A 19,791-nucleotide genomic window follows, 5' to 3' on the forward strand; every position below is an offset into this window, starting at 1 on the left:
GGTGAACGAATTGTATTTTGCAATAAAAAAAGACCAAATCTATGAACAATTTGGTCTTTTCCGTATTTATGCTGGGTTTATTAAAATTAACAATACCCATCCAGACGAGTCAAAGGTAATTTTTTACCAATCGCCTTTTCAATTTCTGGCAGATAAAAAGCATCATCTTCAGATAGGAAGCTAATACTTATGCCCTGCGCTCCTGCACGTCCTGTACGCCCAATACGGTGTACATAATCATCCGATTGCTCTGGCAAGGTAAAATTAATCACATGCGACACACCATCAACATGAATACCACGACCTGCCACATCGGTTGCAATCATAATGTTGTGCTTGCCCTGCTTGAATTGGTCCAGCATCTTTAAGCGCTTGTCCTGGGCAATTTCACCCGACAACATCCCAACCTTATAACCATCACGCTTGAGATGGTCATACAAACGGCGAACCTGATCCCGACGGTTCGCAAAGATCATGACTTTATCAATAGGCTCATCACGCAAAATTTCTTGTAGAAGCTTATATTTGTCTTTTTTCTCAACCACATACACGCGTTGCTCAACATCGACATTGGTTTTCTGCTCAGGCTCAATCTCAACCGTAACAGGTTCAAATAACCATTGGCGTGCAAGATTGAGAACATCGTAGCTAAACGTTGCCGAGAACATCAATGTTTGACGCTGCTCCTTAAATGACGAATAACGCACAATACGTTTTACTGAAGGTATAAAACCCATATCCAGCAAACGATCCGCCTCATCAATCACTAAAAATTCAATTTTATCAAGCCAGACTTCTTTTTGCTCCACAAAATCAATCAGTCGCCCAGGAGTCGCAACAATAATATCGACAAAATTCTTGTCCAGCATTTTCTTTTGCTTGTCAAAATCAACACCACCCAACAAAGTGACAACATGCAAATTTGAGAATTTTGTTAAAGCCTGAGCATCACTTTCTATCTGTAAAGCCAACTCACGTGTCGGTGCCAGAATCAAGGCACGCGGTTCACCACGAAAACGCTGGTCCTGAATAGGATTATTGAGTAGATCATTGATCACGCTAATCAAAAAGGCCGCTGTTTTGCCTGTACCCGTTTGCGCTCGACCAATGGCATCATGTCCTGCCAACGTATATTTTAAAACCTTTTGCTGAATTGGGGTCATTTGTGTAAAACCCAAAGCATCAATCGCTTTTTTTAACTGCGGATGTAAATTTAAGGTTTCAAAACCAGATGTCATATATGCACTCGAACCATCAATGAGCAAAAGAAAGTCGCTATTATAAACCATAAAAAATAAAAACGCCCCAATAAGATTGGAGCGTTTTATAACCCCCTATAGTTCCCCCTTATTAAGGGGGAACTATAGGGGGTTAAAGCAACAAATTAGTCTAAAGGCTGAACGTTTTCAGCTTGGAAACCTTTTTGTCCTTGAACTACGTTGAATTCTACGCGTTGGCCGTCACGTAAAGAACGGTGGCCATCGCCCATAATTGCGCGGAAATGAACGAATACGTCATCACCACCATTACGCTGAATAAAACCAAAGCCTTTAGTGTCGTTAAACCACTTTACTACGCCTTGTTCACGAGCTGTCATAAGTCAATCCTCAGATATTGAAAGATAAGGACCTTCCGGTGTTGCAAACAGCAGAGCCAACAAGGTTTTAAAATTTTTATAATTTTAAAGCTTGTAATCATTCTGTAAAACTATCAACAATTTCCGGTTACATCCATTTGTTATAGGGTTTAATACAATAAAATTTAATTAAACACTTTCTAAAACGCATCGAGCTTAACATGGGTTTATGATAATTAATAGATTTATTTTAAGTTATTTCTGATGTTTCTATCTGTTTTTTTCAATCATTTAGCTGTTTTTTTAATGAGATTTTCCCCTCTAAAGTCACAAGAAAATTTGCTAAGATAATGACGTATTCAGCGGTTTAAACGATTATGACTCTTATTTCCAGTTCACCTGAGATTATTGATGCCCTAGGGCAGCCCTGCCCAATGCCACTGTTGATGTTGAAACGTGCCTTAAAAAAGGCACCCGAAAAACAGCAGTTTTTACTCAAGTCATCCGACCCACATAGTGAAATTGATGTAACACGATATTGCCAAATCCAGCAACTTCAATGCCAGCCTCAAAAAATTTCAGACAATGAGTTTCACTATTTAATTGAATCTATGTAATTCTTTGCTAAACTCTGACTAAAGATAAATGCATTAAATTTACATTTCTATACTCAAATTTCCTTAGTGATGAAGTCTATTCGCATTAAGATGAAATTGTTGACTTAAATATAATCCTATAAGGAGACTCCATGACTACTGACAGCAGCAATCAATTGATGCCCCTGTCATTGTCTGCGCCAGGTGTAAACCTTGGTGCATATATCAGTACTGTCAATCAAATTCCAATTTTAACGGCTGAGCAGGAAAAAGAACTTGCTGAGCGTTACTATTATGACCAAGACCTTGATGCTGCCAAACTTTTGGTAATGTCACACCTGCGCTTTGTCGTACATATTGCACGTAGCTATGCAGGTTATGGCCTTCCACAAGGTGACCTGATTCAGGAAGGCAATCTTGGACTAATGAAAGCGGTTAAACGTTTCGACCCAAACATGGGTGTTCGTCTAGTTTCTTTTGCTGTGCACTGGATTAAAGCCGAAATCCATGAATATGTGATTCGTAACTGGCGTATTGTCAAAATTGCTACTACCAAAGCACAGCGAAAATTATTCTTTAATTTGCGTAGTCTTAAAAAATCAAGTAAAAAACTGACCTTAGAAGAAGCACGCTCAATTGCAAATGATTTGAATGTAACACCTGAGCAAGTGCTTGAAATGGAAGGTCGTTTAACCGCTTATGATGCTGCTTTTGAAGCACAGGGCGATGATGATGACGATACTCCACATACCGCCCCTGCACTATATTTGGAAGATAATCGTTACGACCCTGCGCGCTTGATTGAAGAAGAAGATTACGAGGAACAGAGCACCACTGCCTTACATGAGGCTATGGATCAACTTGATGATCGCTCACGTAACATTCTACAACGTCGCTGGCTCGATGATGATAAATCGACATTGCATGAACTTGCGGCTGAATATAACGTTTCTGCAGAACGTATTCGCCAACTTGAAAAGAATGCAATGGAAAAAATCAAAACCGCCATGTCTGCGAGTTAAGATGACATCAAACACAAGGGCTTTCATGCCCTTTTGTTTTATCTGGCTTTGTTTAAACACCCGAATATGTTAAGTTTGTTCATCAAATTTCTAGTTCCATTATCATTATGTGGATAGCAATCTCTGCGCTAAATCTCGCGCTTGCGGTCATGTTAGGGGCCTTTGGTGCGCATGGACTCAAATCTTTTGCCACACCTGAGCAACTGGCTTGGTGGAGTACGGCAACCCAATACTTTTTCTATCATGGCCTTGGCTTACTGATTTTAGGTGTGCTTCATAAAACCACACCAACTCTGCCAATAAAAATTCCTTTTATTTTGATGCAAATTGGTATCATTTTTTTCTGCGGTTCGTTGTACATTATGGCACTTGGCCTACCGAAAATCTTAGGTGCGATCACCCCGATTGGTGGTGCATTTATGATTACAGGTTGGCTTTTGCTCGCATGGCAAGCGCTTAAGCATGCGAAATAAGGATTTATCATGCACATCTATTTAAATGGTGAGTTGACTGACACGACTTGTGAAAACCTACAGCAATTGATTCAGGTGTTGGCTTTAGAGGGTAAACGCTTCGCTGTGGAGAAAAATCAACAGATCATTCCGAAAAGTAAACTTGAGCAAACCACAATTGCTCCCGAAGATCGTATTGAAATTATTCAAGCTGTTGGTGGCGGCTAATCGGCTAAAAATGGAGTAGCCCATGCAAGATTCCCCTTTAATTATTGGCTCACGTACTTTCCAGTCTCGTTTATTGGTCGGAACAGGCAAATATAAAGATTTAAATGAAACTGATTTAGCCATTCAAGCCAGTGGTGCAGAGATTGTGACGGTGGCAATTCGCCGTGTCAATATTGGACAACATGCAGATCAACCTAACCTACTTTCAGTGATTCCACCTGAGAAATATACCATCCTGCCAAATACCGCAGGTTGCTTTGATGCGGATAGCGCAATCCGTACCTGTATGCTGGCGCGTGAACTTTTAGATGGACACAATCTGGTCAAGCTGGAAGTTCTAGGTGATGAGAAAACCTTATACCCAAACATCACTGCAACACTAAAAGCGGCCCAAACCTTGATTGACGATGGTTTTGAGATCATGGTCTATACCTCGGATGACCCAATTGTGGCCCAAGAACTTGAAAGTATGGGTTGCGTGGCAATCATGCCTTTAGGTAGCCTGATCGGTTCTGGTTTAGGCATTCTCAATCCACACACTATTTCGATTATCAAGGAAAACGCCAAAGTACCTGTGCTGGTCGATGCAGGTGTCGGTACAGCCAGTGATGCAGCGATTGTAATGGAATTGGGCTGTGACGGTGTCTTGATGAATACAGCGATTGCGGCTGCTCAAAACCCGATCTTAATGGCTTCTGCCATGAAGAAAGCGGTTGAAGCAGGTCGTGAAGCCTTTTTAGCAGGTCGTATGCCACGTAAGCGCATGGCAAATGCAAGTTCGCCTGAGACGGGTTATTTCTTCAAATAGTTCATCAAAAACATATTCATTTTGTTATAAAAAGGTGCAATTATCATTGCACCCTATTTAAATTCTGCTTTGCCTGTAACTCAAAATTCTGTTGAAAATATTCAGTCTGATAAAGCGGTTGTGTTTGATAAAAATGCTGTAAAACTTCTTTTCTCTTCACTGCATAAAGTTCTGGTTCAACCCAAACATACTCTTTTTGAATCTGTTGTTCATATTCTACAAAACGTGCTGGCGATGCTGCTAAAATCGATAAATCAATATCCAGTAAAAACTGTAAATCCAATTCATCTGTTGTTGCATGTTTTTGTGTGGCTAAAATCCATTGCTTAATTTTGATAACCGTTTGATCAGATAAATCAGCAGTCACATACTGTTCAAACAACTCTGCGCTTTTCAGTTCATTGTCTTTGGCTTGTGGATTATAAATAGCATCATGAAACCAGAGTGCCAGAGCAACTGCATAAAAATCATTTAAATAAGGTTTAACCAATTCAAGTAAAATAAGACATTCATATAAATGCTGAATGGTATGATAAGCCCGTTGTTTTTCGCTATAGGCAGCGATGAGTTTATTCAATATTTTCTGTGGTTCAGAAAAATGATAGTGTTGATGCAACTCAAACCATGATTTTTCTAGGGCTGGTATATATTGCTGCATCGATAACACCTTTAAAAATTATTGATTTACTTATTGTTCATCCCGCTTAAAGACCAGCTCTTTGTCTGATGAACTTTCAGTATCAAAATAATAGCCATCACTATTAAATGCTTTGAGCTGCTCTACCTGACTCAGTTTGTTTTTAATGATATATCGTGCCATTAGACCTCTTGCTTTTTTCGCATAGAAGCTAATGACTTTATATTTTCCATTCTTTTGATCCAGGAATACAGGCTTGATAATCTCCACCTGAATTTTCTTTTCATTTACAGATTTATAATATTCGTCAGAGGCTAAATTTATCAATACTTTTGCATCAATATTTGCCAAGTCCTGATTGATCTGATCGGTAATAATATCACCCCAAAACTCATACAGGTTATGGCCGCGTGTATTGTTTAGTTTTGTGCCCATTTCCAGACGGTATGGCATCATCAAGTCCAAAGGACGCAATAAACCATAGAGACCTGACAACATCCGCAAATGCTGTTGGGCGAAGTCGATTTCCTGATCATCGAGATCATAAGCATCCAAACCTGTATAGACATCCCCCTTAAATGCAAACATGGCTTGACGGGCATTGGAAAAATCAAAATCTGCATTCCAGTCACGGAAACGCCCAACGTTTAAATTTGCAATTTTCTCACTAACTGTCATCAGAGAAGCAATTTCAGTTGCCGAAAGTTTGCGGCACACGTCAATCAATTGTTGAGACTGTTGTAACAAACGAGGTTGTGTATAAGTATCTGTTGGTAAAGCTGTTTCGTAATCTAAAGTTTTTGCTGGAGAAATTAAGGCAAGCATAATCAATCAAAGTGAATCTAAATTCCCTAAACTATAACAGTTGATAATTTTTAATGCCAATTCGTGTTCTCGCTAAGTTTTATCGGTAAAATAGTGGATTCTTCCATTACCCATACCATGTCTTATGTCTGAGCAAATATTCATTCAAGGTCCTGTTGGTCAAATCGAAATATTTGTCGATCAACCTAAAGGTGAAGTGACAGGTTTTGCGGTGGTGTGCCATCCTCATCCTTTACAAGGTGGTACACCGCATCATAAGGTTCCTGTGTTGCTGGCTCAGATTTTTAATGAAATGGGTTGTGTGGTCTATCGTCCAAGTTTTCGGGGTCTGGGTGGCAGCGAGGGTACACATGATCAAGGTCATGGTGAAACGGATGATATTCTGACTGTGATTGAATATGCCCGTGAAAAACATGCTGGCTTAACATTCTACGCAGGTGGCTTTAGTTTTGGTTCGCATGTACTGGCAAAATGTCAGGCGCAACTCAGCCAAGAACTACGTCCGAAACAACTGGTTTTATGTGGATTACCCACAGGTTCAGTGATCGAGTTGCGTCATTACACCACTCCAGCAATTGACGGGGATATTTTATTTGTTCATGGGGAACAGGACGATATTACCCTGCTTTCAGATATGATTGCCTGGGCAAAGCCACAAAAGCATCCGATTACCATCTTGCCTGGCGCAAACCACTTCTTTACGGGCTATTTAAAACAGCTCAAACAAGTGATTAGCCGTTTTTTAAACGTGTCGATTTAACAAGATATCGAGGACTTACGCATTTCCCAATCAGCTTCTGCAATTGATAATTGACATACTTCACCCACTTTCGACTAGCTCGAATAAAAGCTATTAACTCAGGCCTGTCACCATTAAGTGAGGGTTATTTTGCTTATTGCGCCAGTTGCTCAGAGTCAGAAGTTTATTCACTGCTAAGCACCACAACAGACACTAGCTACTCTTTATTTCAACAATTGAAGTAATGCTGTAGCGGTTGCAGCAGAAGAGGCTGGATTTTGTCCAGTAACCAGCAAGCCATCTACTTGAACATATACTTGCCAATCATCCACTTTAGAATAATGACCACCGTTTTCTTTAAGCATGTCTTCGACTAAAAATGGTACAATTTCAGTCAAACCTACAGCGGCCTCCTCAGTATTAGTGAAACCAGTCACTAATTTACCGCTAACTAAAGGCGCTCCATTACTCGCTTTCACATGACGAAGAACACCTGGGGCATGACAGACTGCTGCAACAGGTTTGCCAGATTGAATCGCCTGTTCAATCAGAGAAATTGAAATCGGATCTTCTGCTAAATCCCATAATGGTCCATGCCCCCCTGGATAAAACACTGCATCATAATCAGCTACAGAAATTTCGCTAAGTTTATGCGTCTGTGCCAATGCTTGCATTGCAGTTGGATCAGCTTCAAAACGATGAGTGGTTTCAGTTTGCGCATCGGCTAAATTACTTTTCGGATCTAGTGGTGGCTGCCCACCTTGAGGCGACGCCAGCGTAACTTCAGCGCCAGAGTCAATAAAGGTGTAATACGGTGCAGCAAGTTCCTCTAGCCAGAAACCTGTTTCCTTACCAGTATTGCCAAGTTGATCATGTGAGGTTAAAACGATTAAAATTTTCATGTTATTTCTCCGATAATTTTCAGAATTGAGGAGCATTGTTACAGGGTCACAGCATGCCAGATACGCGCATTTAGCTTAGATGCTCATCTCGAGAATTTGGCGACTGATCTCTAATGAAACATTTTTATGTTCGCCTAGCTGTGTCAGATTGTGTGATTTAAGTTGCGTAATGATGATCTTAATATCTGTCTCCCCCAGTTCATAATCGCTAAGACGAGTCGGCAATCCAAGTTGCTCAAAGAAGGCTCGAGTACGAGCAATAGCAGTATCAATACGTTGTTCTTCATCACCTTCGACAATCTGCCAAACACGAGCTGCATACTGTAGTAATTTTTCTCGCTTCTCTTGACGACGCACTTGTAAATTGGCGGGCAATACAATGGCCAAGGTACGAGCATGATCAATACCATATAAAGCCATGAGCTCATGTCCAATCAAATGGGTTGACCAATCTTGTGGTACAGCAGCTCCAATCAGCCCATTCAGTGCCATGCTAGCAGCCCACATCAAATTCGCACGCGTGTCATAATCTGCTGAATCTTCCAAGATTTTCGGTCCAATCTCAATCAGAGTTTGCAATAAACATTCGGCAAAACGATCTTGTACTTGTGCATTGACAGGGTAAGTTAAGTACTGTTCCATGACATGAACAAATGCATCGACCACGCCATTTGCTAACTGGCGCGTCGGCAAGCTAAAGGTTTTATTCGGATCAAGCACGAAAAATAATGCGGCTTTTGACTGCACCATGTGCTAACTATACATAAAATAGACCAGTCGTCTATTTTTATAAAAATTATTTCAGCTTGCCAACTTGAGTGATGGTTAAACAAATTCAGGCTTGTTCTATACCACTTTTATTATTGACGTATTTTCACGAGCGATAGTTGGATGGAAGGTATCATCACGTATGACTACTGACATGGTCGTGAACGCATTGGCTAAAACAGTGAATGGCTCATACAAAATAGCAATGATTAAATATTTTAAAAGCAGATTGGCACGGTTTAGCAGATGTACAAATGCGACAGTAAATTAGATAGATTGGTTCAATATAAAGCATGTACATAGCTGCATTCGTTTATTTACCCTGTTTTGGATATTGACCCATGTAAATGATGAGATTAAGCCATTAAATAAAGTAGCCCAACTTGAATAAAAAGCCTCTGACAAACCTCACAGGGTTGAAGTGCTGCCTTTCATTCAAAATTTCAGGCAGCACCCTTATACATTTAAGCGTCGGTTTAAGCTGGTAGTTTACTCGCCAAAACATCTACTTTTTCAATAGACGGTGGCTCTGAAAATAGCTCTTCGGCCTGAGCCATCAAAGCAGCTGCAACCTTGCCAGATAAATGTGCTTGGCGACCCGCCTCATCAGGAAATGCATCGAAAATACCAAATGTTGTAGGTCCAAGACGTAGGCCAAACCACGCAACTGTCGCAGGTTCTTCCATTACAATTGGTAAACCGCCTTTAAGGAAAGCTTCCACTTCGTCTTCTTTACCCGGTTTAGCTTCAAGACGGACATATAAAGCTGTTTTAAGCATGACTAAAACTCCACAATTGATTAAAATTAAAACTCATACTGACATTGATAATTTATGTATGTCAGAAAGTTTTGTTGTACAAAGGTTAAAAACAATTTTCCATAGCAGAGCCAAAATTTGGATGTTTATTTCGACATAATGCTATGAATTTATTCAAGTTAAGATCATTAACATTTGAATCAAAAAATCAAGATATGAGATGATTAAATTTAATCTTAGTTATATAAGGAGCAATTGACTCGTCCTTAGATTTATAAGCTGACCTCTTCATCTGGAAATTATATTGCTCAAGAAGCATTCAAGAACAACATTGTACATCCTCATATCTATCAAAGTTATTTAGCTAGGAATTTGCTGTGAAACTCTATATGTTTCTCTATAAAGCTCGCAATGAAGTAATAGCTATGGTCATAGCCTTCTCTTAGGTTAAGTGTCAGAGGATATTCTTGTTCCAAACAAATATTACTAAGAAGATTAGGCCTTAGCTGTTCTTCAAGAAAATCATCAGCTGTTCCCTGATCGACTAAAATAGGTAAATGAACTTCAGCGTTTTTGATTAATTCAATCGCATCATAGCTTTTCCATAAAGTTTCGGTTTCACCTAGGTAGTGTGTAAAAGCCTTTTTCCCCCAAGGTACTTGGCTAGGTGCAACAATTGGTGCAAAAGCAGAAATACTTTTATACAGCTCAGGGTTTTTTAACCCAATGACTAATGCACCATGACCACCCATGCTATGCCCCATAATGCTTTGGACTTGGTTGGTCGGAAAATTCAGATCAATCAGATTTCTGAGTTCTTCCACAATATAATCATACATTTTGAAATGCTGTGACCAGGGTACTTGTGTTGCATTCACATAGAATCCTGCGCCTTGGCCTAAATCATAATCTGCATGATCTGGTACATCCTCTCCACGTGGACTGGTATCTGGTGCAACAATAATGACTTTATGTTCAGCCGCATACTTTTGTGCTCCGGCTTTAGTAATAAAGTTCTGTTCGTTGCAAGTCAGTCCTGATAACCAATATAAAACTGGCAACCTCTCATCTTTATCATGAGGTGGCAGATATATTGAGAATTTCATTAAACAGTTTAGTGCTATTGACTGATGGCGATACACTTCTTGCGATCCACCAAAAGAAGCATGTTTCTCAATTATTTCCATAATCAATTACCTATGTTGAGCAAGACTTCATGAGAAATCGAGTAAACAAAGAGTCTTACATTCTCCACAGAGAATAGTCATAAAGATTTAAAATGTAGGCAGGTTGATTGAACCTATACACGATGCCTACACAGATAGATCTGTTTTACAGATGATGTGCCGTTTTAGAGGATTCCATGCATGTCAATCATGATTCACATGCATGGAAAAGTATAAGGTCTGACGGAATTATTCGTAATGAATTACAGTACGAATCGACTTTCCTTCATGCATTAGATCAAAGGCTTCATTGATCTGATCCAAACCCATCGTGTGTGTCACAAATGGTTCTAATTGAATTTTACCTTTCATTGCATCTTCAACCATTCCTGGAAGTTGCGTACGACCTTTTACGCCACCAAAGGCAGAACCTAGCCATTTACGACCAGTAACCAGTTGGAATGGACGGGTAGAGATTTCTTGACCTGCGCCAGCTACACCAATAATTACGGATTGTCCCCAGCCACGGTGTGCACTTTCAAGGGCTGCACGCATTACATTCACGTTACCAATACATTCAAATGAATGATCTACACCCCAGCCAGTCATTTCGACAATGACTTGCTGGATTGGTTTATCGTAGTCTTTAGGGTTCAAGAAGTCCGTTGCACCAAACTCTTTTGCCAGCGCAAATTTATCTGGATTCATGTCAACCACAATAATACGCCCTGCTTTAGCTTGACGTGCGGCTTGTACGACTGCCAAACCAATACCACCTAAACCAAAGACCGCAACACTATCACCTTCTTGTACTTTAGCCGTGTTGTGTACTGCACCGATACCCGTTGTGACACCACAACCTAGTAAGCAGACATGTTCGTGATTGGCTTCAGGATTGATTTTAGCCAATGATACTTCTGCCACTACCGTGTATTCACTGAACGTTGAGCAGCCCATATAGTGGTAAATCGGTTGACCATTGTAGGAAAAACGAGTGGTGCCATCTGGCATTACGCCTCTACCTTGAGTTTCGCGAACGGAAATACACAAGTTCGATTTTCCAGATTTACAGAATAGGCACTCGCCACATTCAGCGGTGTAAAGCGGAATTACATGATCACCTGGTTTGACGCTAGTCACGCCTTCACCAACCTCAACTACGACACCAGCACCTTCATGCCCGAGAATAGCCGGAAAAACGCCTTCAGGATCATCGCCAGATAAAGTAAATGCATCTGTATGACACACACCAGTATGGGAGATCTTGATTAATACTTCACCTTTCTTCGGTGGTGCAACATCAACTTCAACAATTTGAAGAGGTTGACCAGGACCAAACGCAACGGCAGCACGTGACTTCATGCAATAATTCCTTATACAGATCTATTTTAAATATGATTTTAGAATCTTGGCGATTTCAGCCAATTCTTCTTTTCGTTGTTGTTCTGTGGTTTCACCTGATACTAAAGTGTCTTTTAAATGAACCTCTAACATCTCATTCATTAAACCATTAATAGCACCACGCACAGAGCATATTTGTTGCAGAATTGCAACACATTCCACATTGTCTTCTAACGCTTTTTCAATTGCTTGCGTCTGACCTTTGATCTTTCTGACGCGTAGAAGAATCTTTTTTTTGTCTTCAACCTGATTAGGCATCAGACCTCCTTATTTGCTAGCATTTATACTATAGTACCCCATAGTATAAAAAAAGCAATATTTTTTATAAATCGAAAATCAAAAAGATCTTTAACGAAAATTTTCTATCCCTGTTTTTAGTTTTTTTAAATTAACATCGTAGAGCTGATGCCAAAGTCACAAAGAATGGGGCTTTAGCTCCCATTTTTTATTTTGCCTCATGTTCTTGGTAAAGCTGTGACCTTTTAGAATTATGTTTCAAATTTTAGCCACTTTGTAGATATTTTGAACGTTTCAAGCCTTGAAAATACTACCGACAGTTTAGATTAAACTGCCTTTACAGACTGTACTAGAATATTTTTAGTGAGCGGATGATATTTATTATTCATTATTTAGGAATTATTAAATCCTATAAATATCATTTATTGGATTAATCTACTTTGGTACTATGCACATCATCCCCCAGTTAAGAATAAGGAACAACTATGAATAAGATGATGAATGCGCTTATCCTAGAAAATTTTGGTGATCATGAATTTAAACGTGTAGAACTGCCTATACCTCAACCAGAGGCTGGGCAAGTTCTAGTACGTGTTCATGCGAGTGGTGTAAACCCTATTGATTATAAAATTCGTCTTGGTGAAGCACCATATGCTATGCCAGAGCTTCCTGCCGTATTGGGAACGGATATGGCTGGGGTTGTAACTGCTGTTGGTGAAGGTGTCACCCACTTCAATGTCGGAGATGAAGTTTACGGTCTGATTGGTGGCGTTCGTGGTCTTCAAGGATCTTTAGCAGAATATGTTGTAGCAGATGCTGATCTAATCGCATTAAAGCCACGGAATATCTCTATGCGCGAGGCAGCAGTACTACCATTGACGTTCCTCACCGCTTGGGAAGGTTTAGTGGATAATGCGAAGGTCCAACCAGGGCAAACTGTACTGGTTCAGGGTGGTGCTGGTGGCGTTGGTTATATGGTGGTTCAGCTTGCAAAAGCACTTGATGCAAATGTTTGGGCGACTGGTCGTACAGCTGATCAATCACTGATTTCAGAACTCGGTGCAACACCTCTCGATTACACAACAGCATCTTCCGATGACATTATTGCTGCAAGCCCTGAGGGTCAAGGTTTTAACATTGTTTACGACACTGTGGGTGGTCCAGTACTCGAAGCTTCACTTTCCATGACAACTCACTATGGCCACATTACCAGCTGTGCTGCATTTGGTAATCATAATTTAGCGAGTTCATCTCTACGGTGTGCCACAGTGTCTGGCGTATTCGTCCTAATGCCGATGTTAACAGGCAATCGCCGTGCTCATCATGGTGATATCCTTAAGATCGCGACTCGTCTCGTTGAGGAAGGTAAACTGCGTCCTATTGTTGATCCTCGTCATTTTACTCTAGACCAAGCGATTGAAGCTCATGATGCTGTTCAAGATCGCTCTGCCAATATTAAGGTCGTGATTGATGTCATTTAACGCACTTCAGGCCAAGACTTGGCGCTTCAATAGTATTGGAGATACAGATGTTCTGACATTAGAAACTCTTCCTGTTGCTTTACCAGCAGCAGGAGAAGTTCTAATCCAGATGAAAACGATCGGACTCAACCGGGCTGATGTGATGTTTCGGCGTGGTACTTATATTCAAAAGGCAGTATTCCCCTCTCGTCTGGGATATGAGGGAGCAGGCGTAGTTCTGGCGATAGGTGAAGGTGTACGCCAATTTTCTCCAGGAGATGCAGTATCGATTCTTCCGACCGACAATCTAGCCAAATATGGGACATATGCGGACAAGCTTCTGATTCCAGAAACTTTTTTAGTTCACAAACCCGATAGTTTAAGTTGGGAAGAAGCTTCTTCAATCTGGATGCAGTATTTGACGGCTTGGGGTGGTGTAATCCATGCTGGTGGAGTTTCGAAAGGAAAAACGATCTTGATCACAGCAGCCTCAAGTAGTGTAGGATTAGCTGCGATACAGATAGCTGAAGCAGCGGGTGCTAAGGTCATTGCAAGTACACAAACGATAGAGAAAAAGCAACGTTTACTGGATCTCGGTGTTAAAAATGTTATAGCCAGTGAAGATGAACCAGATTTGTATGAGGCGCTTGTTTTACGTTTAGGTGGAGAACATCTTGATGTCGCCTTCGATGCTGTAGGAGGGCCACATATTGAACAGATTGCAAAAGCGATGTCTGTGGGAGGAACTATGGTTATGCATGGTGCACTTAGCCCGGAGATCACACCATTTCCCCTTAAAGTTGCATTACGCAAGAGCTTAACCATGCGAGGTTTTTTGTTCCTTGAGGTTCTCCATGACCCTGTTCTAAGGGAGCAAGCCAGACGATTTATTCTTAGCAGTATAGGTGCAGGGTATCTTCGTCCAGTGATCGACTGTTGCTTTAACTTTGAGGACATGCATGACGCTCAGCGCTATCTTGAATCAAATCAGCAAATAGGAAAAATTGTAGTTACTCTGAATACATGATGGTCTTATCGGATTTCTACTTTCTAGAAAAAAGGTTAGTTCCATCTGATTCAGGTTTCTATATGGCCCAGCACTTCCGCTAAGTAATCAAACAATGCTCGGATTCGCAAAGGTGTCGGGCCCCGCTGTGGACGATATAAATACAGGCGCCAAACGGGAGAGGTTTCCTCATGAAGTATCTGAATGAGCTTACCACTCCTAAGCCACGGCAAAACTAGAAATCCAGGCATGTGTCCGAATCCGACTCCAGCGAGAATAGCTTGAAATTCAGCTTCAAGATCATCTGTAATAAAACGAGGCTTTGATGGCGTAAAGCTTCGACTTTCGGTGAATGTCCATGGCCAGTAACGCCCTGTTTTATGATCGACTAGGGCTGTTAGAGGGTATTTATCAAGGTCAATAATTTTTTTGGGCATTCCAACCTTATCAATTAACTCTGGCGTACCCACAGAATAAAAGTTCACTTTAGCCAATTCCCTTGCCACATATCGATTGTCCGGCAAAAATCCAAATCTGATCCCGATATCTATCCGCTCATCGATCACATCCGAGTGTGAATCTGTTAGCACACAATTCACGACAATATCTGGATAACGTGTGGCAAATTCTGCTAGTGCAGGTACTACCAATTTACGCCCTAACACAGACGACACAGTAAGACGGACAGTCCCACGTATTTCATCTCGTTTTTCCTTGGTGTCTTTTACAAACAAAGCATCAATCGATCCCACCGCAAAACGTGCTTGCTTTGCCAGACGCTCTCCATCAGCGGTAATTTTAATTTGTCGAGTACTCCTGTAAAACAGAATCTCTCCGCGCTGCTCTTCTAGCTCTTTTATTGCCCGTGTCACTACCTGTGGGGAAATACCCAGCTGAGTTGCTGCCTCTTTAAAATTTCGAGACTCTGCTGCGACACAAAAGATACGCATCATTTCCAATTTGTTATGCATGTCCAATCCTGTGTTATGGCAATTATTCCGTAAATAGGAATTCTGAAAGATAATATTATTCATTTATTATACCTAACAAGGCTGTAATACTTAACCCATCAAATATGATTGACAGATAGGTTGAAGGTTACTTGTATGAATAATATAGAAAATAAAGTTATTGTTATCACTGGTGCAAGTAGTGGTTTAGGTGAAGCTACTGCTCGCTTACTTGCTAAAAAAGGTGCAAAGGTTGTACTTGGTGCTAGACGTACTGAAAAATTAGAGGTTATTGTTCACGACATTCGTGCTGAAGGTGGTCAAGCTGAATTTATTGGTATGGATATAACCAAACCACATGAAGTACAAGCACTTATTGAAAAGGCATTAAGCGCATTTGGTCAAATCGATGTATTGGTAAACAATGCTGGATTAATGTCTATTGCACCATTAAGTGAGCTAAAAGTTGATGAATGGGATCGTATGATCGACATTAATATTAAAGGTGTTCTTTATGGTATAGCAGCTACACTGCCTGTTTTCCAAAAACAAAACTTTGGACACTTTATTAATCTCGCATCTGTTGCAGGGTTAAAAGTATTTAGTCCAGGAGGTACTGTTTATAGCGGTACTAAGTTTGCTGTAAGAGCCATCTCTGAAGGCCTTCGTCATGAAGTTGGGGGAACAATTAGAACGACTACTATTGAGCCTGGTGCAATTGAGTCAGAACTAAAATTTGGTTCTTCTCATAAAGAAAGTTCAGAGTTTGTTACTGATTTCTACAAACAAGCCATACCAGCTGACTCAGTCGCTCGAGCAATTGCTTATGCAATTGAACAGCCTGCGGATATAGATATTAATGAAATTGTTTTGCGCCCAACGAGCCAAGAGTTTTAATTATTGAATAACATAAAATGGGAGCACTTCGCTCCCATTTTTACTATATTTTTTTAAAGTTGAGGACAAATCTATGAAAGCCGTATCGTATGTTATAAATAACCATGATGATTTTAAAAATTCATTGGTAGATATTGAAAAAGCGAAGCCTACGCTTAAGGAGCGTGATGTACTGGTAAAAGTTCAGGCAATCTCTGTGAATCCAGTTGATACTAAAGTGAGAAAAAATTCGTCTGAAGCAAATAATCGTATTTTAGGTTGGGATGCCGTTGGTGAAATTATTGAAATTGGCTCAAAAGTTACCTCGTTTAAAGTAGGAGATTCTGTTTGGTATGCTGGCGATTTAACCCGAGATGGTAGTAATGCTGAGTTTCAAGCAGTCGATGAACGAATTATCAGTCTTAAACCAATTACAGTATCTAATGCAGAAGCAGCAGCATTGCCATTAACTGCAATAACGGCATGGGAAATGCTGTTTGATCGGTTTCAAATTTCAGAAACAGAAGTTGGCAGTATTTTAATTATTGGTGGTGCAGGTGGTGTAGGATCAATCGCTATCCAACTCCTAAAAGCAAAAACAAATCTGACTGTTATAGCAACAGCTTCACGTGAAGAAACGAAATCTTGGGTGGAATCACTGGGTGCCGACCATGTCATTGATCATAGCAAAGATTTAAATGCACAAATCGAGACACTAGGCATTGAAAAACCAAAATACGTATTCTCTACCAATCATACAGAAACCTATATCAAGCAAATAGTTTCTCTGATTGCACCACAAGGCAAGCTTGGATTGATCGATGATCCACAAACCTTTGATATTATGCCGTTTAAGACTAAATCTATTTCTATCCATTGGGAGTTTATGTTCACCCGTTCAATGTTTGAAACCGATGATATCGAAAAGCAAGGTCAGCTATTGCAACAGGTTGCCCAGTTAGTTGACCAGCAAAAAATTAGAAGTACGCTTAACCAAAATCTAGGCAAAATTAACGCTGCAAACTTGGAGAAGGCGCATAAGTTGCTTGAATCAGGCAAGTCAAAAGGCAAAATTGTACTAGAAAACTTCTAAAACAAACTCAAGGTGAAATAATGACTATTTCAGTAATTGCGAACTTTAAGGCAAAGTCAGATCAAAAAGAGACATTAGAAGCGCTTTTAAAAAGTGTAATAGAGCCTACGCTTCACGAAGAAGGATGCTTGAAATATGAGCTTTATATTAGCGAAAATGACTCGAGTAGATATTTCTTCTTAGAAGAATGGCGTAGCAGAGAGGATTTAGATATCCATATAGCGTCTGATTATATTCAAAGTTTATTTGGTAATATCCAATCGCTCATTGAATCAAGTGATATTGTAGAAATCAAAAAAATATAGCTGTATTCGGACGTTATGATGAAGGGCGAATTCGAGACTGTAAATAACAGTGTATAAGTCCTATATTCTTATTCTATCCATTTAATTTTCAGATAAAAAAAGCTCACCAAGGTGAGCTTTTTTTCAAAAGATTTTATTAGTTCTGGGCAACTACAGTAATACCCGTCGCTTGAGGACCTTTTTTACCTTGAGCAACAGTAAATGATACACGTTGTCCTTCATGAAGAACCTTAAAACCATTGCTTTGGATTTCACTGAAATGAGCAAATACATCTTGCCCAGAATCGGCATGAATAAAACCAAAACCTTTAGTTTCATTGAACCACTTAACTGTACCAGTCACAGAATTAGACATAAATTAACCTATATACAAAAATACTTTGGATGCTTAGCAGCAATTAACTGGAAATAATAAACTCTGAAACTAAATCTGATGAAACGAAAGGTTTGGTTAAACTACGAAATCTAAGATTTGCTGAATCAACAGTATTATTCTTCTAGTTATTATTTACTATACACGCTTTCTCTTAACACGCAATCAATATCTGTTCATATTGATATACAAAATTTGGATGCGGGGGCTGGATTTGAACCAACGACCTTCGGGTTATGAGCCCGACGAGCTACCAGACTGCTCCACCCCGCATTAGGGAGTTAGCGTTATACGCCCATAGGCTGGACAATGCAAACTATTTTTAGAAATTTCACTTAATTAACGTGAATTCGGTTTAAGCGGATTTTAATTCAATCGGTTTTAAAATCTGCTGAATCCCAGACTTATATCCATTTAGCAGATTAATGAGGCAATTTGATAAGTTTTGTGACGTCGTAACCATAATGTTTTGCAGTTTCCAGATAGGACTTATACGTAGCTTCATCGAGTTGCTGTTCACGTGACAAAATCCATAGGTATTTATTACTTGGTCCCCCCACAAGCGCCACTTTGTATTCTGGATCTACTCGCAATACCCAGTAATCACCTTTGCTAAATGGTATCCATCTTAAGCCTTGAGGCAAAAAGCTGACTTTCAGTTTGTTGTTCCCCTGATTTTGCGAATACGCAACACTTTCAGAGTTAATTATCTCGCGATTGGCAATGAGGCGCAGCAGTTTCTGCTTGAGTCGTTTTACTTAAGCTGATGATAGACAGTGCTATAGCTACAAAAGCAGACTTAAATCGCACCTTCATTTTTTAGCCTTGCTAGATCTCAAGATTAAGATAACCCAAGTCGATGTGAACAAAGTGTGAAGATTAAATGCAGGATGAATGTAGGCGAAATTTCAATCTTACAGCCTGAGAAAATGAGAAAAATGATTTTTTCTTGGATCCCCTTTTAACGCGGTAAATTGGTTTTTTCTGTTTCAATGTAGCAATGTTGTCGATAGACTTGTTAAAAAATTCAACTAGATCAACAGATTAATTACTAATTCAGTCATTTTGTATAAGGTAATTAAATATACATATAAAAAAACTTGATTAATTTTATTTTTAAGGTATAGTTAACTCAACTAGAAAAAAGTCTTGTTTCATTAAATCTCTCTTAACTATCGTCGTTTTATTCATAATTCTTCGTTTTTTTCAGATTTTAAGTTTCATTCTTTATTATTTTCAAAGTTATATGCAGTCAATAAAATGACTAAAATTATTAAAAAATCAGTAGGATTTATTATGTTAAACTCAAATGTTGTTAAAGGTACCGTTAAGTGGTTCAATGAAACTAAAGGTTTTGGTTTTATTCAACAAGAATCAGGTCCAGATGTTTTTGCGCACTTCAGTGAAATTGCCAGTTCAGGTTTTAAAACCTTATTTGAAGGTCAACAAGTTGAATTCAGCATCGCTCAAGGTCAAAAAGGACCGAATGCGGTCAATATTGTTGCTATATAAGCACTAAAATACGAGTTGAAAAAGCACTACTCAGTGCTTTTTTAATTTTAAAGAAAAAGTTGTTGTTCCATATTGTAAAAAATCATAAAAACAGGATATAA

At 39.6% G+C, this 19,791-nt stretch carries 23 protein-coding genes, 1 tRNA gene and 3 pseudogenes; 13 read left to right on the forward strand and 14 right to left on the reverse strand.

All coding sequences use genetic code 11. From position 1 onward, the window contains the following. Nucleotides 1-86: 86 nt before the first annotated feature. Together rhlB and F967_RS07910 are read right to left on the reverse strand one after the other, a co-directional pair. Nucleotides 87-1,238 (reverse strand): ATP-dependent RNA helicase RhlB, encoded by a 1,152-nt coding sequence (gene rhlB / locus F967_RS07905; protein ID WP_004799233.1) that lies wholly within the window; start codon nucleotides 1,236-1,238, stop codon nucleotides 87-89. Between the two features lie 146 nt (nucleotides 1,239-1,384). Next, on the reverse strand, nucleotides 1,385-1,597 hold the full coding sequence (locus F967_RS07910) for a cold-shock protein (protein WP_004679521.1): 213 nt from the start codon (nucleotides 1,595-1,597) through the stop codon (nucleotides 1,385-1,387). Nucleotides 1,598-1,953: 356 nt separating this feature from the next. On the opposite strand from F967_RS07910, the gene F967_RS07915 reads away from it, so the two are divergent. The 5 genes from F967_RS07915 to F967_RS07935 all read left to right on the forward strand — a co-directional run bounded on the left by F967_RS07915 (nucleotide 1,954) and on the right by F967_RS07935 (nucleotide 4,682). After that, nucleotides 1,954-2,193 carry a sulfurtransferase TusA family protein gene (locus F967_RS07915; RefSeq protein ID WP_004799235.1) on the forward strand — a complete coding sequence of 80 codons (240 nt, stop codon included), beginning with the start codon at nucleotides 1,954-1,956 and terminating at the stop codon, nucleotides 2,191-2,193. Nucleotides 2,194-2,324: 131 nt separating this feature from the next. Then, nucleotides 2,325-3,194, forward strand: coding sequence for an RNA polymerase sigma factor RpoH (gene rpoH / locus F967_RS07920; RefSeq protein ID WP_004679525.1), 870 nt, complete (start codon nucleotides 2,325-2,327; stop codon nucleotides 3,192-3,194). A gap of 107 nt (nucleotides 3,195-3,301) precedes the next feature. Then, a complete protein-coding gene (locus F967_RS07925; RefSeq protein WP_004799236.1) occupies nucleotides 3,302-3,667 on the forward strand; it encodes a DUF423 domain-containing protein in 366 nt (121 codons plus the stop codon). Nucleotides 3,668-3,676: 9 nt separating this feature from the next. After that, a complete protein-coding gene (thiS, locus tag F967_RS07930) occupies nucleotides 3,677-3,874 on the forward strand; it encodes a sulfur carrier protein ThiS (RefSeq protein ID WP_004679529.1) in 198 nt (65 codons plus the stop codon). Nucleotides 3,875-3,896: 22 nt separating this feature from the next. Continuing rightward, the gene (locus F967_RS07935) at nucleotides 3,897-4,682 is read left to right on the forward strand and encodes a thiazole synthase (protein ID WP_004799241.1); all 786 of its coding nucleotides are present in this window, start codon (nucleotides 3,897-3,899) and stop codon (nucleotides 4,680-4,682) included. A 43-nt stretch (nucleotides 4,683-4,725) separates the two neighbouring features. Here the strand turns inward: F967_RS07935 and F967_RS07940 are convergent, their stop codons facing one another. Together F967_RS07940 and yaaA are read right to left on the reverse strand one after the other, a co-directional pair. After that, nucleotides 4,726-5,340 (reverse strand): HD domain-containing protein, encoded by a 615-nt coding sequence (locus F967_RS07940; protein ID WP_004682255.1) that lies wholly within the window; start codon nucleotides 5,338-5,340, stop codon nucleotides 4,726-4,728. Between the two features lie 30 nt (nucleotides 5,341-5,370). Beyond that, on the reverse strand, nucleotides 5,371-6,144 hold the full coding sequence (yaaA, locus tag F967_RS07945) for a peroxide stress protein YaaA (RefSeq protein ID WP_004799243.1): 774 nt from the start codon (nucleotides 6,142-6,144) through the stop codon (nucleotides 5,371-5,373). 124 nt (nucleotides 6,145-6,268) lie between these two features. Between yaaA and F967_RS07950 the strand changes: the two genes are divergently transcribed. Beyond that, nucleotides 6,269-6,904, forward strand: a complete 636-nt coding sequence (locus F967_RS07950) for an alpha/beta hydrolase (RefSeq protein ID WP_004757906.1) — start codon at nucleotides 6,269-6,271, stop codon at nucleotides 6,902-6,904. Between the two features lie 203 nt (nucleotides 6,905-7,107). Here F967_RS07950 and F967_RS07955 read toward each other — a convergent pair whose 3' ends face one another. Together F967_RS07955 and F967_RS07960 are read right to left on the reverse strand one after the other, a co-directional pair. Then, nucleotides 7,108-7,785 carry a type 1 glutamine amidotransferase domain-containing protein gene (locus tag F967_RS07955; protein WP_004799245.1) on the reverse strand — a complete coding sequence of 226 codons (678 nt, stop codon included), beginning with the start codon at nucleotides 7,783-7,785 and terminating at the stop codon, nucleotides 7,108-7,110. A 75-nt stretch (nucleotides 7,786-7,860) separates the two neighbouring features. Next, nucleotides 7,861-8,511, reverse strand: a pseudogene (locus F967_RS07960) (iron-containing alcohol dehydrogenase); the annotation flags it as partial. A 103-nt stretch (nucleotides 8,512-8,614) separates the two neighbouring features. Here F967_RS07960 and F967_RS14735 point away from each other — a divergent pair. After that, nucleotides 8,615-8,944, forward strand: a pseudogene (locus F967_RS14735) (IS3 family transposase); the annotation flags it as partial. Nucleotides 8,945-9,029: 85 nt separating this feature from the next. On the opposite strand, the gene F967_RS07965 reads toward F967_RS14735, so the two are convergent. The 4 genes from F967_RS07965 to F967_RS07980 form a co-directional block, all read right to left on the reverse strand. Further along, a complete protein-coding gene (locus F967_RS07965; RefSeq protein ID WP_004679538.1) occupies nucleotides 9,030-9,332 on the reverse strand; it encodes a putative quinol monooxygenase in 303 nt (100 codons plus the stop codon). A 335-nt stretch (nucleotides 9,333-9,667) separates the two neighbouring features. Further along, nucleotides 9,668-10,498 (reverse strand): S-formylglutathione hydrolase, encoded by an 831-nt coding sequence (fghA, locus tag F967_RS07970; RefSeq protein WP_004799249.1) that lies wholly within the window; start codon nucleotides 10,496-10,498, stop codon nucleotides 9,668-9,670. Nucleotides 10,499-10,726: 228 nt separating this feature from the next. Next, complete coding sequence (locus tag F967_RS07975; protein WP_004682263.1) at nucleotides 10,727-11,839, reverse strand: S-(hydroxymethyl)glutathione dehydrogenase/class III alcohol dehydrogenase; 1,113 nt, start codon at nucleotides 11,837-11,839, stop codon at nucleotides 10,727-10,729. A 21-nt stretch (nucleotides 11,840-11,860) separates the two neighbouring features. Then, nucleotides 11,861-12,136, reverse strand: a complete 276-nt coding sequence (locus F967_RS07980) for a metal/formaldehyde-sensitive transcriptional repressor (protein WP_004799251.1) — start codon at nucleotides 12,134-12,136, stop codon at nucleotides 11,861-11,863. Nucleotides 12,137-12,600: 464 nt separating this feature from the next. Here F967_RS07980 and F967_RS07985 point away from each other — a divergent pair, with 464 nt between their 5' ends. Both F967_RS07985 and F967_RS07990 read left to right on the forward strand, forming a co-directional pair. Then, nucleotides 12,601-13,596, forward strand: coding sequence for a zinc-dependent alcohol dehydrogenase family protein (locus tag F967_RS07985; protein ID WP_004799253.1), 996 nt, complete (start codon nucleotides 12,601-12,603; stop codon nucleotides 13,594-13,596). Beyond that, nucleotides 13,586-14,602, forward strand: coding sequence for a zinc-dependent alcohol dehydrogenase family protein (locus tag F967_RS07990; protein ID WP_004799255.1), 1,017 nt, complete (start codon nucleotides 13,586-13,588; stop codon nucleotides 14,600-14,602). Before F967_RS07985 ends, F967_RS07990 begins: the two co-directional genes overlap by 11 nt. A gap of 50 nt (nucleotides 14,603-14,652) precedes the next feature. On the opposite strand, the gene F967_RS07995 is transcribed toward F967_RS07990, so the two are convergent. Continuing rightward, nucleotides 14,653-15,552: a LysR family transcriptional regulator gene (locus F967_RS07995; RefSeq protein ID WP_004799256.1), complete on the reverse strand. Its 900-nt coding sequence runs from the start codon at nucleotides 15,550-15,552 to the stop codon at nucleotides 14,653-14,655. Between the two features lie 135 nt (nucleotides 15,553-15,687). Between F967_RS07995 and F967_RS08000 the strand changes: the two genes are divergently transcribed. The 3 genes from F967_RS08000 to F967_RS08010 all read left to right on the forward strand — a co-directional run bounded on the left by F967_RS08000 (nucleotide 15,688) and on the right by F967_RS08010 (nucleotide 17,805). After that, nucleotides 15,688-16,428 (forward strand): SDR family oxidoreductase, encoded by a 741-nt coding sequence (locus tag F967_RS08000; RefSeq protein WP_004799257.1) that lies wholly within the window; start codon nucleotides 15,688-15,690, stop codon nucleotides 16,426-16,428. 73 nt (nucleotides 16,429-16,501) lie between these two features. Continuing rightward, nucleotides 16,502-17,500 carry a zinc-binding alcohol dehydrogenase family protein gene (locus F967_RS08005; RefSeq protein WP_004799258.1) on the forward strand — a complete coding sequence of 333 codons (999 nt, stop codon included), beginning with the start codon at nucleotides 16,502-16,504 and terminating at the stop codon, nucleotides 17,498-17,500. Nucleotides 17,501-17,520: 20 nt separating this feature from the next. Further along, on the forward strand, nucleotides 17,521-17,805 hold the full coding sequence (locus F967_RS08010) for a putative quinol monooxygenase (protein WP_004281848.1): 285 nt from the start codon (nucleotides 17,521-17,523) through the stop codon (nucleotides 17,803-17,805). Between the two features lie 136 nt (nucleotides 17,806-17,941). On the opposite strand, the gene F967_RS08015 is transcribed toward F967_RS08010, so the two are convergent. The 3 genes and pseudogenes from F967_RS08015 to F967_RS13800 form a co-directional block, all read right to left on the reverse strand. Next, complete coding sequence (locus tag F967_RS08015; protein WP_004679548.1) at nucleotides 17,942-18,160, reverse strand: cold-shock protein; 219 nt, start codon at nucleotides 18,158-18,160, stop codon at nucleotides 17,942-17,944. A gap of 214 nt (nucleotides 18,161-18,374) precedes the next feature. Then, nucleotides 18,375-18,451 (reverse strand) — tRNA-Met (locus F967_RS08020). Nucleotides 18,452-18,600: 149 nt separating this feature from the next. Further along, nucleotides 18,601-18,891 (reverse strand): annotated as a pseudogene (locus F967_RS13800) (lipocalin family protein); the annotation flags it as partial. 583 nt (nucleotides 18,892-19,474) lie between these two features. On the opposite strand from F967_RS13800, the gene F967_RS08025 reads away from it, so the two are divergent. Further along, on the forward strand, nucleotides 19,475-19,690 hold the full coding sequence (locus F967_RS08025) for a cold-shock protein (protein ID WP_004679551.1): 216 nt from the start codon (nucleotides 19,475-19,477) through the stop codon (nucleotides 19,688-19,690). Nucleotides 19,691-19,791 lie beyond the last annotated feature (101 nt).

It is taken from the genome of Acinetobacter sp. CIP 102637 (assembly GCF_000368425.1).
Lineage (GTDB): Bacteria > Pseudomonadota > Gammaproteobacteria > Pseudomonadales > Moraxellaceae > Acinetobacter > Acinetobacter parvus.